The sequence below is a fragment of the Chryseobacterium sp. UNC8MFCol genome (assembly GCF_000482305.1).
GTDB classification, from domain to species: Bacteria; Bacteroidota; Bacteroidia; order Flavobacteriales; family Weeksellaceae; genus Chryseobacterium; species Chryseobacterium indologenes.
In genome coordinates this window covers 1-13,878 of sequence record NZ_AXUZ01000004.1, presented here as the reverse complement: position 1 = coordinate 13,878, position 13,878 = coordinate 1, and the positions used below count along the sequence as shown (strand labels likewise).

At 36.2% G+C, this 13,878-nt stretch carries 12 protein-coding genes; 7 read left to right on the top strand and 5 right to left on the bottom strand.

Annotation, left to right across the window (positions count from 1 at the left end; translation table 11 throughout):
- Nucleotides 1–188: 188 nt before the first annotated feature.
- The 7 genes from M030_RS0103175 to M030_RS0103145 all read left to right on the top strand — a co-directional run bounded on the left by M030_RS0103175 (nt 189) and on the right by M030_RS0103145 (nt 6,519).
- Nucleotides 189–773 (top strand): hypothetical protein, encoded by a 585-nt coding sequence (locus tag M030_RS0103175; RefSeq protein WP_027372214.1) that lies wholly within the window; start codon nt 189–191, stop codon nt 771–773.
- A gap of 319 nt (nt 774–1,092) precedes the next feature.
- Nucleotides 1,093–1,668 carry a hypothetical protein gene (locus tag M030_RS0103170; RefSeq protein WP_027372213.1) on the top strand — a complete coding sequence of 192 codons (576 nt, stop codon included), beginning with the start codon at nt 1,093–1,095 and terminating at the stop codon, nt 1,666–1,668.
- 129 nt (nt 1,669–1,797) lie between these two features.
- Nucleotides 1,798–1,995 carry a 50S ribosomal protein L35 gene (gene rpmI / locus M030_RS0103165; RefSeq protein ID WP_002979658.1) on the top strand — a complete coding sequence of 66 codons (198 nt, stop codon included), beginning with the start codon at nt 1,798–1,800 and terminating at the stop codon, nt 1,993–1,995.
- Nucleotides 1,996–2,117: 122 nt separating this feature from the next.
- Nucleotides 2,118–2,462 carry a 50S ribosomal protein L20 gene (gene rplT, locus M030_RS0103160; protein WP_027372212.1) on the top strand — a complete coding sequence of 115 codons (345 nt, stop codon included), beginning with the start codon at nt 2,118–2,120 and terminating at the stop codon, nt 2,460–2,462.
- Nucleotides 2,463–2,723: 261 nt separating this feature from the next.
- Entirely contained in the window at nt 2,724–3,917 is a 1,194-nt protein-coding gene (locus M030_RS0103155; protein ID WP_027372211.1) for a M20/M25/M40 family metallo-hydrolase, read from the top strand.
- A 40-nt stretch (nt 3,918–3,957) separates the two neighbouring features.
- Nucleotides 3,958–5,133 (top strand): M28 family peptidase, encoded by a 1,176-nt coding sequence (locus M030_RS0103150; protein ID WP_027372210.1) that lies wholly within the window; start codon nt 3,958–3,960, stop codon nt 5,131–5,133.
- Nucleotides 5,134–5,343: 210 nt separating this feature from the next.
- Nucleotides 5,344–6,519 (top strand): M28 family peptidase, encoded by a 1,176-nt coding sequence (locus M030_RS0103145; RefSeq protein WP_027372209.1) that lies wholly within the window; start codon nt 5,344–5,346, stop codon nt 6,517–6,519.
- A gap of 139 nt (nt 6,520–6,658) precedes the next feature.
- Here the strand turns inward: M030_RS0103145 and M030_RS0103140 are convergent, their stop codons facing one another.
- From M030_RS0103140 to M030_RS23655, 5 genes are all read right to left on the bottom strand, one after another.
- Nucleotides 6,659–8,782: a TonB-dependent receptor gene (locus tag M030_RS0103140; RefSeq protein WP_027372208.1), complete on the bottom strand. Its 2,124-nt coding sequence runs from the start codon at nt 8,780–8,782 to the stop codon at nt 6,659–6,661.
- 478 nt (nt 8,783–9,260) lie between these two features.
- Nucleotides 9,261–9,713, bottom strand: a complete 453-nt coding sequence (locus M030_RS0103135; protein WP_027372207.1) for a hypothetical protein — start codon at nt 9,711–9,713, stop codon at nt 9,261–9,263.
- Complete coding sequence (locus M030_RS24855; RefSeq protein WP_228375178.1) at nt 9,713–11,284, bottom strand: RHS repeat domain-containing protein; 1,572 nt, start codon at nt 11,282–11,284, stop codon at nt 9,713–9,715. Before M030_RS24855 ends, M030_RS0103135 begins: the two co-directional genes overlap by 1 nt.
- 675 nt (nt 11,285–11,959) lie before the next feature.
- On the bottom strand, nt 11,960–12,412 hold the full coding sequence (locus tag M030_RS0103120) for a hypothetical protein (protein WP_027372204.1): 453 nt from the start codon (nt 12,410–12,412) through the stop codon (nt 11,960–11,962).
- The coding region (locus M030_RS23655) for an RHS repeat domain-containing protein (RefSeq protein ID WP_034722050.1) at nt 12,412–13,878 on the bottom strand (1,467 nt) is incomplete at its 5' end. The genes M030_RS23655 and M030_RS0103120, both read right to left, overlap by 1 nt.

Here is a 13,878-nt window from a genome sequence, read left to right as displayed (position 1 = left end):
AACATAATACCTATAATTTTCAATAACCACAGTCGTACGGCTGTGGTTATTTTATTAAAACACACTAAAAAGTGCGTTAAATACAATTGTAAAACACCATCAATACAGCATTTATTATCAATTAAAAATCTTAATATAGTGAATTAATATATAAATTTCATATATTTGCCCCTGTCAAAAAATAACCTATGAAATTAAAATTAATGACTTTCTTAAGTCTTTCGATGCTATTGGCATCGTGTGCTCAGGATGAGACCCGCGATGAGGTAATGCCAACTGAAAAACAAGTTGCTGTAAATGGAAGTAATACCGATCGTTTTGGAAGTCTTACCTCTGTAAAATTCATCAAAGAATCCGGTCCTATGCATCCGCAAGTATTAAACACAGATGAGTCTCTTACGTTGGAGCACAATGGTAGTGTGTATCGATTAATCATGCAGATTGATAACAACCTGGTTCTTTACAGAGAAAGACAAGGGCACAAAACTGTATTATGGCATTCCAATACCCACAGGATCGATGTTGTAAAGCCGAAACTTATTGCACAAACCGATGGGAATCTGGTAATTTATGCTAGTAATAGTATTCCGGTTAATAGTATTCCAATCTGGCATTCTAATACTACCGTTAACTATCATGTGGACTCGCCACACATTAAAATCCAGCTCTATACAAGAACAGGAGCTTTCATTCCTTCAGGGTACAGAATTAAAGTTATTCTTGGTGGAAATAATGAAGAAAGAAAGGATTTAATTGTGGAAGACTTCAATTAATTATATAGAATACAGAGATATAAATGTTTCCCGTTTCTTGAACAGAAGCGGGAAACTTATTTTGGTCTACTCTATCCCTGTAACACCACAAAAAATCACCGGTAAAGATTAATTGGAGTTTTTTCAGTCATAATTAAATTCCCCTGCACTATTGAAAATTCACCACTGAATCTATTTACATTTTCATAAATAAACACTAAAAAGTGTGTTAAGTAAAATTGTAAAACACCATCAATAAAGCATTTGTTACAAATTTAAAATCTTAACATAGTGAATTAATGCAAAATTTTATATATTTGCTCCTGTCAAAAAATAACCTATGAAATTAAAATTAATGACTTTCTTAAGTCTTTCGATGCTATTGGTATCTTGTGCTCAGGATGAAACCCGTGATGACGTAATGCCAGCTGAAAAGCAAATCGCAGTAAACGGAGATAAGGCTTCCCGTATTGGTACTACAACTGTAAATTTAATAAAGGAAGTATACCATCCTTCTGTACTCAACGCAGGGCAGGCCATTACCGTAGAGGACCAAGGTGTAAAATACCAGCTTGTCATGCAGTACGATAATAACCTTGTCTTGTACCAGATAGCAGGAAATCGCACTACTCCGGTATGGAAATCCAACAGCTACAGGCCCGAAGGTGGTTCTACACAGCTTATTGCACAGAATGACGGAAATATGGTCATTTATAACAATGGAATTCCAATCTGGAATACCAATAAAACAGTTAACTTTTTTGTGAATGATCCACACATGAAGCTTCAGCTATTTTCAAAAAAAGATATATTTGGCTATGTAGGACATAGGATCAAATTTGTTTTGGGAGGAAACAATCAAAATCTGAATGATGTATTCCAGGTGGATGTTGAAGATATTACTATACGTCTATAAATACAATAAAATCACAGATTATAAAAATTTGCATTGATTTTTTTTGTATCTTTGCAAACCATTATTCCTAATGTCCTTAGGGATAGCCAAAACAGATATTGATAACAAAAACAATAAAAAAGCAAGACAATGCCAAAATTAAAAACGAAATCAGGTGCTAAGAAACGTTTTGCTCTTACCGGATCTGGTAAGATCAAAAGAAAAAACGCTTACAAAAGCCACATCTTAACTAAGAAAGAAACTAAGCAGAAGAGAAATCTTACTACTACTTCTTACGTAGCTAAAGTGGATGAGAAAAGCGTTCAACGTCAATTAGCAATTAAGTAGTTTTTATAAATCTATATTCGGTTTATAAGAATTCAAAACAAATTCAAAATTTTAACCCTGAAATGGAGCAACCAAGTACAATGAAACAGTTTGTCGCACATTTCAAAAAAACAATTTAAATTATGCCAAGATCAGTAAATGCCGTAGCTTCAAGAGCTCGCAGAAAGAAAGTTTTAAAGCAAGCTAAAGGTTTTTTCGGTAGAAGAAAGAACGTTTGGACAGTAGCTAAAAACGCGGTAGAAAAAGCAATGCAATATGCTTACCGTGGTAGAAAAGAGAAAAAGAGAAACTTCAGAGCCCTTTGGATCACTCGTATCAACGCGGGAACCAGAGAGCACGGAATGTCTTACTCTCAATTTATGGGAGCTCTTAAAAAGAACAACATTGAGCTTAACAGAAAAGTTTTAGCAGATTTAGCAATGAATCACCCTGAAGCTTTCAAAGCTGTTGTAGATCAAGTAAAATAATGTAGAATACTATTTTTGTTATCAATATAGTCCCGGATTTTATCCGGGATTTTTTGTTATATCTATACTGTAAGATCTCGTAAAAAAAACAAACATAAAATAGAGTATTGTTGAATTTTAAACAATAAAAATATTTATTTATAGTATAAAATTCATAATAATAAATTATTTACATAAACAAAGATAATTGATTTGTATTTCATCTTATAAAACAGTGATTATTTGGTATATTAGCAATCAAAAAACAATCTGGATATAGAAATGAAAAAAATCGCTGCTTTTTTACTGACATCTGTCATTACACAACATATAACTGCCCAAAGCCTTATTCAGTCTTATAAGCAAAGAGCAGATATGGTAACCCAGGCTAATATCAGCAACAACCTCCAGGAATTTTCTGATCTTGGAGTAAAAAAAACGGGTTCAGTTCAGAATACCAACACCTTAAACTGGCTGAAGAACAAATATGTTTCTTACGGATATACGGCTGGTCAGATTACAGAAGATCCTTTCAGTTTCACCATTGGAAATACAACAGTCAACAGTACCAATCTTGTGATCACTAAAACAGGAACCGTCTATCCCGATAAATATGTTATCATTTGTGGCCATTACGATACCATTGTTGGTCCAGGAGTCAGTGATAACGGAAGCGGAACTTCCATTTTACTGGAGGCTGCAAGAATATTAAAAGATGTTCCTACAGAATATTCCATAAAATTCATCCATTTTTCCGGAGAAGAACAGGGACTGGAAGGCAGTTATCATTATGCCGACAATATTGCCTACCAGGGAAATACCCGTCAGCTGGATATTAAGCTTGTTCTTAATATTGACCAGGTAGGAGGAAAAATAGGAAATACAAATACCACTATTACCTGTGAAAGAGATACAGGCGGAGTACCCGGAAATAATGCAGCCTCCAATACTGCTACACAGGAATTAGCGACGTGTACAGGCCTCTACTCGCCTCTTCAAACTTCTATATCTTATGCATACAGTTCTGATTATATGCCTTTCGAGGCCAAAGGCTACACGATCACCGGTTTTTACGAATACACAAGAAGTAATAACGAACATACGGTAAATGATACTCTTGCGAATATAGATCCGGTCTATGTTTTGAATGTGGGTAAAGCAGCAGTAGGTGCTTTGCAGCATTTTGCAGTAGCTTCTATAACTTCTGATAATCTGGGGACAGCTGAAATTGCCCATCAAAAATTACTGGACGCCATAAAAATATATCCTAACCCTGTTAAAGATACACTCATGATAGAATTGCCGCAAAAGGTACAATCGTACAGTGTAGAGATCAATGATATGACAGGAAACAGAGTCATGAATATTGCCAACCGTAATAAATTAGATATTTCAGCATTGACAAATGGAGTGTATACAGTCACCATAAAAACAGACAAAGGTGATATCACTAAGAAAATAATTGTTGAAAAATAGTCCGTATAAATATCAGTTTGCCATTATTTTATTATTTCGAATGAAAAAAATCGCGGTTCTTTTATTAACAGGAATTATTGCACAAAACATGGGAGCCCAGAGCTTTATTCAGGCTTACCAGGACAGGGCTGATATGGTGACCCAGACAAATATTACGACAAATCTTCAGGATTTTGCCAATCTGGGAATCAAGACAACCGGATCCCCTGCGAATACCAATGCTTTAGAATGGCTTAAAAGTAAATATGTTTCCTTCGGATATACTGCCGGCCAGATTACAGAAGACCCTTTTACTTCAGGAAGTATTAGTTCCAAAAATTTAGTAATTACAAAGACCGGAACGCTATATCCTAACAAATATGTTATTGTTTGCGGGCATTTTGATTCTCTTAATGGTCCAGGCGTTAATGATAACGGTAGTGGAACTTCGATTATCCTGGAAGCAGCAAGGATTCTGAGAGATGTTCCTACGGAATATTCGATAAAATTCATCCATTTTTCGGGGGAAGAACAAGGGTTATTAGGAAGTAAACATTACGCAAATACTGTTGCCTATCAGGGTAATACACGTGTTTTAGATACCAGATTAGTATTCAATCTGGACCAGGTAGGCGGTGTAATGGGAAATCTTAATAATACGGTGTATTGTGATCAGGATCTTGGAGGCGTTTCCAGCAATAATGCCGCATCAGCTACAGTTACTCAGGAACTTAGAAATTGTACAGCACTCTACTCTCCGCTACAGACCGCTGTTGACCCGGCCGAATCAACCGATTATATTCCTTTCGAACAGAAAGGAGAAGTGATTACCGGTTTTTTTGAAAGGAAAAGAAGCAGCTATCCGCATACGTCTGATGATACTTTTGACAATACGGACCCTGTTTATATTTATAATATCGGTAAAGCTGCTGTAGGAGCTATACAACACTTTGCTGTCGCTACCGGTACACTGGGAACTGATGAAGTACGCTCAAAAAACGCACTGGAAGAAATAAAAATTTCTCCCAATCCGGCAAAAGATATGATTCGTATCCGCATCCCGGATTCTATTGTAAAAAATTTTAGTTTTGAAATCACAGATTTAGCAGGACACTCTCTATTAAAAAAAGTCAGCGAATCTGAAATTGATATTTCAAATTTGGAAAACGGAGCTTACATCGGGATTTTAAAATCCGGAAATCAGATTGTGGTGCGAAAGATTCTTGTTAAAAAATAATTTTCCCCCTCATTGACCGCACTCTACATACAAACCTTTTGAAATATTTCAAAAGGTTTTTTTATGAATAACCTTATATCATAACAATAAATGTAACCTTACCGCAACAATCATTGACGAAGTAATGAAAATTACCATTCAATTATAAAAAATTAAACACAGTTTTGGGATTTATTTATTATATTCGTAATCCACAACTAAAATATTAATATGAAAAAAATCACAACAATTTTATGTGTTTCAGTAATGCTACAGAGTATTACTGCCCAGACCTTTATCCAGGCTTATAAGGACAGAGCAGATATGGTTACCCAGACAAATATCACTACCAATCTACAGGAGTTTGGAAATTTAGGGATAAAAACAACCGGGTCTGTTGCTAATACCAATGCTCTGAATTGGATCAAAAACAAATATACTTCTTATGGGTATACGGCAAGTCAAATGGTAGAAAGCTCATTCACGTACGGATCAAAAACTTCTAAAAATCTGATCATCACCAAAACCGGAACACTTTATCCGAACAAATTTGTTATTATCTGCGGACACTATGACACCCTCAACGGGCCAGGTGTAAATGATAACGGTAGCGGTACTTCTATTATCCTGGAAGCTGCAAGAATATTAAAGGATGTCCCTACCGAGTATTCAATCAAGTTTATCCATTTTTCCGGTGAAGAGCAGGGACTTATAGGAAGCACGCATTATGTAAATAACGTTGTATATCAGGGAGGTGTCCGCAAACTGGATATCAAACTGGTCTTTAACCTTGATCAGGTGGGTGGCGTGAAAGGAAACAACAACAATACAGTCTATTGTGATGAAGATCAGGGAGGTGTTTCCAGTAATAATACTGCCTCTGCTGCCGTGACTCAACAGCTCAGAAACTGTACGGCACTCTACTCTCCTCTTCAGACCGCTGTTGATCCTGCAGAAGCCAGTGATTATATTCCTTTTGAACAAAAAGGAGAAGTTATCACAGGATTTTTTGAAAGAATAAGAAGCAGCTATCCACACACATCCAAAGATACTTTTGCCAATGTAGATCCTGTATATGTTTATAATATCGGAAAAGCTGCCGTAGGGGCTTTACAGCATTTCGCAACCGCTTCTACCACATTAACAGTGAATAAGACGGCAGCAGCGAATTCTCTGGAATCCGCCAGGTTTTACCCCAATCCCGCCAGTACGATCCTGAATATTGAAATGCCGGATCCTGCATTAACACGTTTTAGTTTTGAGATGACCAATCTGACCGGAAAATCACTGCTTAAAAAGAACAACGAAACAAAAATCGATGTGTCCGGTCTTGAAAAAGGAGTTTATATCGGAATCCTGAAAGCCGGTGAACAGACGGTTGTAAAAAATATTCTGATCGACAGATGATATAAGTATTCTATTTTTAGATTTTTAATGAGACAGAGCAGGAATACTGCTCTGTCTTTTTTAGTATTTTTCCGGAACTAAGAACGAATAAAAAACCTTTGAAAAATTCCAAAGGTCATTTATTATGGATGTATTTCTGTTAATAATTAAAACTAAGAGAGACTGTATAATATCTTCCGTTTCCTCTCACATATTCTGCGTCGCGTGCGGTATACATCGAGGTCGGGGTAAAGTATGAAGTATTGAATATATTTTCTATTCCCAATCCTACAGACATCAGGCTATTGACCTTATAGCTTCCCTGAAAATTAAAAATACTGAAAGCTTTCACAGGGCCTTCCCCTTCGTCATATTTCCCTGTTGCAGCAGGCTCAAACTTATCTCTTTTAAATGAATACATATGATAGGCTCCCAACTGTAATTTCTGAGCTTTATCATTCCATTTAATATAAGAGTTCAGTCGTGCGGGAGCAATTCTCAGCCCGCTTAAATATTTTTCGTAGCTGTTATCATTTTTCACATCTACTTTTCCTTCCTGATAAGTATAATTGGTTCCTATTGACAGGCCCTGTGTGGGATACACGTTCAAAGACAGCTCAATTCCATTGATGTATTGCGGAGCACGAAGCGGTGTCCAGAAACCATTAACTGAAACGAGATCTGCTCCCAGTTTGGAATAATTATAAAAATAGCTTGCAGAGAAATCTACGTATTGTCCGATCTTGGTGTTGAATCCAATTTCGTAATTGTCGATAACCACAGGATCGGTATTGATTTCATTTAAAACATTGCTTTTGGCATCTCTCAAGACCCGTCCCAGGTCATAGATATTAAATCCTCTGGAATAGGAAGTAAAAGGCTGAAAGAATTCAAAGGCTACATAGCTCAATCCTACGTTATAAGACAGGTTCGAATAATTTAATCTTCCTCCCTGCACATTAAACGGAATATCTTTATTGGAAGGCAGAGTGGTATAATCCGGAACTTTAACCGACATTTTATCCCATCGGAGTCCTGCCTTTACGGTCAGATCATCGGTAATGAATAATTTTCCCTGCATAAAAGGTGCGATAGCCAGCATATTCATTTCGGGAACCCAAATTCTGCCATCCACCAATGGCTGGCTTGTTTTCTCATTAAGAAGATCAGCACCATAGGTTAAGGAACCTTTTAATCCTTTATCTTTTCCAAATTCAGTGTTGAAATCTGCTCTGAATCCGTACTTCTTTTCTAAAATTGCCGACTGGCCTCCGGTTTTCCATCTTGGTGCATTCCGATAATCATAGATGGTATAAAAATCCTGAAAATACAAGGTTGTATTCAGGGTTGTATTACGGAAAATATTTTTGTTGATATATTTAAAATATCCGTTATGATTATATCTCGTTCCTTCTTTTACGCCTTCTCTTTCACCCAATTTGCCAGTAGAAGGACGCTCTCCGTATTTACCGATATCCAGGATATATTTTGAATCCTGCAGGCTTGAATAATAGTTGTACATCGCTTCCACCCTGTTAGTATCATTAAAATCATATCCGATCTTGGCAAAAGCATTACTAACGGCGGTTTCTCCCAAACCATATCTTGGATTCTGAACCAGCCCTTCCCCATCTATTTTCACTCCGTTTTGGGTAAAAGTTCCGTTAACAAGATAATCCAGTTTTCCAACCTTTCCAAAGAAGCTTTGTGAAACCCTGTAGCCGGCACCACCGTCCGATTTGAACATTTTGTTATTAAAAAGATCATGGCTGGTAAATCCTAAAACCGTTCTTCCTGAAAAAGGCTTACCGGAAATACTTTTCTGAGTAATATAATTGATAATACCACCTTCAGCTCCGTTTCCATAGATGGAAGTGGCTCCTTTTACGACTTCAACCCTTTCCAAAACGGAAGGATCTATACTTCTGATTTCCCTGTCGTTGTTTCGCAACGGGCTGGATTGTGGAATTCCGTCGATCATAATCAGAACATTTCTTCCTCTCAGGGTTTGCCCTCTGTTGCTCACAAGGTTATTTCCAAATGCCAATCCGGGTACTTTATAAGCTAAAATATTACTGAGATCCGGCGAAATCAACGCTTGTTCGGCTATTTCTTTTTTGTTGATAATATGTACCGTAGAAGCTGTCTTTTTTACAATTTCAGGAGATCTTGATGCTGTAACAATAACTTCATCGAGCCTGTTGTGTCCTATTGAATCTTTTTCCTGAGCAGCGACCTGATAAAACGTTATCAAACTCCCTATTAAAAAAATAGATTTCTTCATACTTAGTGTTATTTAGAATAATTTAAAACAAAAGTAAGGCTTTTAATTATCTAGACAAATTAAGTCATTTTAACAGTTTTGTCGATGAATCAGCTTAAAATATTACAATTTGAAACATTCATAGAAAATAATAAACCACATAAATCAATATATATTATAATATTTATTACAACTGATAATCATCATAGTGAATTCTTTTGCTTCATAATTTACATATTGATCTCCTGAGTTTCCTTCCCATTGTGCTTGTACTCATTGCCACGTTACCAACTGAAGTATTATACCCTTCTGCTTCAAATCAAACGGATAATAACTGCTTTCCTCAATGATCTCTACTCCCGATCCGCTGTTCATGTAATTTAAACACACATTTCCTAAGTGATCTGTATAATGGTAATTATACTTATTTTTTTCACTGTCAATAATAAAAATGCCACGCAAAAGGATTCGCGCGGCAGCGTGGGCTTTTCCTATTATCTTATTCCTTATCCCAACCAATATGGTTTTCTAAAACTCCAGGATTATATATTTTATTAAGTCCATTAGGTTTATAAAACATTAATGTTATGATAAGATCCTTTTTCAAATTATCAGGATCATTTTCTTTAACTATAATATACTGAACATATTTCATTTTAACACTTGGAATAAAAATATCTGCAGTATCTTTTATTTTAAGGTTTTTTAACAAATCTTTTTTAGAGTTGATTTCATTATAATGTTTGTTCAAAAAAAATAATTCTGAGGCTGTTACTCCAGGATAATTTTCAGAATCATAAATTAAACTATTATATGACTGTAAATTATTCTCTCTTACTGTTTTCCAGTATTTTAAAACTGTTTCTTTTATCTGTTCTTTATCTTTTTGATCTTGTGATACACAACTTATACAGAACAAAAATAAAATTGAATATATTATTGTTAATTTCATTACGGTAAAACTTTTTTTTTAGCGTTTAATTGTTTATTAAGTGGTTGAATAGGGACGTTATTAGCTTTCATAATTTGTGTTCCATTTTGAATGATCAAAGAGTTTGGCATTAGTCCCGCTGTGGGATTAGGCAAAGTTCCGTCAAATACATAATTTACAACATCATTTCTTGTTTGCGATGTCATGTCTATACCACTTCCATCAACGTATTTAATTGCTTTACCCATTTGCGTAGCTTGAAAATCAACTGCTTTAACATCATTTGTTGCATTTATATAATTTCCATTACTTTTTATAGCATCAGGAATATTGGAAGCTAAATCTAATAATCCAACCAGTTCCTGTGCACCACCTGCGGCAGTATTGAGCTTATCATAATTTTTGATCATTTTATTGGTCATTTCCAAACCTCTTTTTGTAGTGGTAAACTTTTGGCTATCCATACTTCCCGGTGTTTCTTGTACATTTTCCATTGTTGCTCCATTTGGTGTAGGACCGCTATAAGCATGAGATTTTAACCTTAAGCCTGATGAACCATCCGATATTCTTGCACCACCGGGATTATATCCTTTTGTGGTCAATCCAATACCGGCAGCAGTAAAGGTTGCCTGTCCGTTACTCATCTGTGATCCCGGAGCTCGGACAACTCTCATTGCATTCCCATGAATTGCAAAAAATCCGGTATGATTCTTCAGTAATTCCAAGCCTTCTAATTCAACACCCATTCCCAATTTATTTTCCTGGAATGCGTAGGTAGAATTGTAAGTGTATTTTTCAGCCAAAGGATCGATATTAAAGAACCTTCCCACATCGGGCATGTAATTTCTCCACTTAAACGAGTAGAAACCAGTCTCCTGTAACTCCTGTCCTTGGTACTTATACTGATACGCAGCATTTCCGGTCAGGATATTATACCCTTCATGTTTCAACCCAAACGGGTAATAATTACTTTCCTCAATGATATCTACTCCAGATCCGCTGTTCATGTAACTTAAACGTACATTTCCCAGATGATCTGTATAGTTGTAAATATACTTATTTTTCACAACATCAAAGTAGCCTTCTGAAGTCGGGAAGAATTGTAATGTACTGTTTTCATATTGGAAACCGTTCAGGTAATCTACGACCTTGCTTCCTGCTGTCTTTTTCACCTTCGTTCCATCAGCACTGTAAAGATATGAGGTATTGCTTTGTGGTGAAAGAATATTTTGTGGTAGGTTCAGGTAGTTGTAGGCGATGCTAAGGCCTTTATCTTCCTGCACAGTCATATTTCCGTTGTCATCATACCCAAAGGCTTTACCTCCCAGAGGATATCCTGAAGGGTTTAGAGACAGATCATCCACTTTGGTTAATCGGTTTCCTGAGTAAACATAGGCCAGATCATCCATATTTTCCGGAGCCGTGTATCCCGGGAATTGTCTTCCTTTTCGTTTCAGGGTACCTATGTTCCCGTTGAGATCGTAGGTCAGACTTTCGGTATATTCTCCCCGGTCTAAGTTCATAGCATCCCAGAGACGGCCTTCTGTTAATTGGTTCAGCGCGTCATACTGGTAAGAATAATTCCTTAACACCGCATCGTTTTGGGTGATCCAGGCGGCCTGGGAGATGTTTCCGTTGTATCTGGCTGTTCCGTTGTATTGGGAATTCGGGTTGTTGTATCTCAGCTCATAGGCAAAAAGCTTATTGTTTATGAGACGCTTACCTCAATAAATACAAAGCTTCTTGCACTCAAAATGATAAAAACCATTGCAAAAATGAAAATGGTTTTTATGTTATTCATAAGACACGAGAGAGACGCTAACGTTAGCTGAGGTTAGTAATTATTAATAAAATGCCACGAAAGGATTCGTGCGGCGGCGGGGGGATTTTGGACATATATTCCTGGGTATAGCCCCGCTGTTTTCGTAAACTCTTTAGCTTTTCCATCATGATTTTTTATTCATTACTACAAAAATAAAAAATTCAACCCTTTTATTCTATACCTAAACATTATCCCAAAGATTTATTTCTATTGTTCTGTTTCCATATACAAAAACAGAACAACATATAAACACAAAAACCACCGCAGTTGCAGTGGTTTTTTTTATCTCCTGCGAAGTTACAAACTTCGCAGAGCGGGTCAACATTATCCAAAATTTTAAAACTAAACAGGCGTTTGCTAAATAACATAAAAAAACCTCGCAAAATGCGAGGTTTTTATTTATCTGCCACACGATAAAATCATGCGGGAGCGAGGGATTTTCTTATTACTTATCCCAACCAATATGGTTTTCTAAAATCACAGGATTATATATTTTATTAAATCCAACAGGTCTATAAAACATAAAAGTTATAATTAAAGGCTTTTTCAAATAAGTAGTATCATTTTCTTTTTTAATTGTATATTGAACATACTTTTGTTTATTTTCAGCAAACATGACAACAGTATCTTTAATTTTAATATTTTTTAATAGAATGTCATTTGGATTTACTTTATTATAATTATCATGTAAAAAATAAAATTCTCCTTGAATAACTCCGAAAAAAGTCTCATTATCATAAATCAAACTATTGCATTTTTGTAAATCATTTGTTTTGACCGCTTTCCAATACTCTCTTATTGTATTTTTAATTTCCTCTTCATCTTTTTGTTTCTGATTTACACAGCAACTTATACTTAATAATATTAAGATTAATGAGATATATTTAATTGTTTTCATTATGGTAAAACTGATTTTTTAGTGTTTATTTGCTCATCCAGAGGCTGTATTGGCAGTTTATTATTTCTTAAAATCTGTGTTCCATTTTGAATGATCAAAGAGTTTGGCATTAGTCCTGCTCCAGGATTAGGTACGGTTCCATCAAAAACATAATTTATCACATCATTCCTTGTTTGGGTTGTCATGTCAATTCCACTAGAATTTATCAAATCTATAGCTCTATCCATTGTTTTTGCTTGACCATCAATTGCTGTTATGTCTTTGGAAGCCTGTACATAGGCTCCTGTGCTTTTTATGGCATCAGGAATATTAGAAGCTAAATCCATTAAACCGACCAATTCTTGCGCTCCACCTGCGGCAGTATTAAGCTTATCATAATTCTTTATCATTTTGTTGGTCATTTCCAAACCTCTCTTAGTAGTAGTAAACTTTTGGCTATCCATACTTTCCGGCGTTTCCTGTACATTTTCCATTGTTGCTCCGTTTGGCGTAGGACCACTATAAGCATGAGATTTTAATCTTAAACCTGATGAACCATCGGATATTCTTGCACCATTAGGATTATATCCTTTTGTAGTCAATCCAATATCTGCGGCTGTAAATGTTGCACGTCCGTTACTCATCTGTGATCCCGGAGCTCGAACAACTTTCATTGCATTGCCATGAATTGCAAAAAATCCGGTATGGTTTTTCAGTAATTCCAAACCTTCCAATTCAACACCCATTCCCAATTTATTTTCTTGGAATGCGTAGGTAGAATTGTAAGTGTATTTTTCAGCCAAAGGATCGATATTAAAGAACCTTCCCACATCGGGCATGTAATTTCTCCACTTAAACGAGTAGAAACCAGTCTCCTGTAACTCCTGTCCTTGGTACTTATACTGATACGCAGCATTTCCGGTCAGTATATTATACCCTTCATGCTTTAACCCAAAAGGATAATAATTACTTTCCTCAATGATCTCTACTCCTGATCCGCTGTTCATGTAACTTAAACGTACATTTCCCAGATGATCTGTATAGTTGTAAATATACTTATTTTTTACCACATCAAAGTAGCCTTCTGAGGTTGGGAAAAATTGTAAAGCATTATTTTCATACTGGAAGCCATTCAGGTAATCCACCACTTTACTTCCTGCAGTCTTTTTCACCTTCGTTCCATCGGCGCTGTATAGATACGAGGTGTTACCTTGTGGAGAAAGAATGCTCTGTGGTAAATTCAGGTAGTTGTAGGCGATGGTAAGGCCCTTATCTTCCTGCACAGTCATATTTCCGTTGTCATCATACCCAAAGGCTTTCCCTCCGATAGGATATCCTGAAGGGTTTAGAGACAGATCATCCACTTTGGTTAATCGGTTTCCTTCGTATTCGTAGGCCAGATCATCCATATTTTCCGGAGCCGTGTATCCCGGGAATTGTCTTCCTTTTCGTTTCAGGGTGCCTATATTCCCATTGAGATCGTAGGT

Coding starts and splice junctions, on each gene's coding strand:
- M030_RS0103175 (WP_027372214.1), top strand. CDS start 189: ATGAAATTAAAATTAATGACTTTCTTAAGTCTTTCGATGCTATTGGCA.
- M030_RS0103170 (WP_027372213.1), top strand. CDS start 1,093: ATGAAATTAAAATTAATGACTTTCTTAAGTCTTTCGATGCTATTGGTA.
- rpmI (WP_002979658.1), top strand. CDS start 1,798: ATGCCAAAATTAAAAACGAAATCAGGTGCTAAGAAACGTTTTGCTCTT.
- rplT (WP_027372212.1), top strand. CDS start 2,118: ATGCCAAGATCAGTAAATGCCGTAGCTTCAAGAGCTCGCAGAAAGAAA.
- M030_RS0103155 (WP_027372211.1), top strand. CDS start 2,724: ATGAAAAAAATCGCTGCTTTTTTACTGACATCTGTCATTACACAACAT.
- M030_RS0103150 (WP_027372210.1), top strand. CDS start 3,958: ATGAAAAAAATCGCGGTTCTTTTATTAACAGGAATTATTGCACAAAAC.
- M030_RS0103145 (WP_027372209.1), top strand. CDS start 5,344: ATGAAAAAAATCACAACAATTTTATGTGTTTCAGTAATGCTACAGAGT.
- M030_RS0103140 (WP_027372208.1), bottom strand. CDS start 8,782: ATGAAGAAATCTATTTTTTTAATAGGGAGTTTGATAACGTTTTATCAG.
- M030_RS0103135 (WP_027372207.1), bottom strand. CDS start 9,713: ATGAAATTAACAATAATATATTCAATTTTATTTTTGTTCTGTATAAGT.
- M030_RS0103120 (WP_027372204.1), bottom strand. CDS start 12,412: ATGAAAACAATTAAATATATCTCATTAATCTTAATATTATTAAGTATA.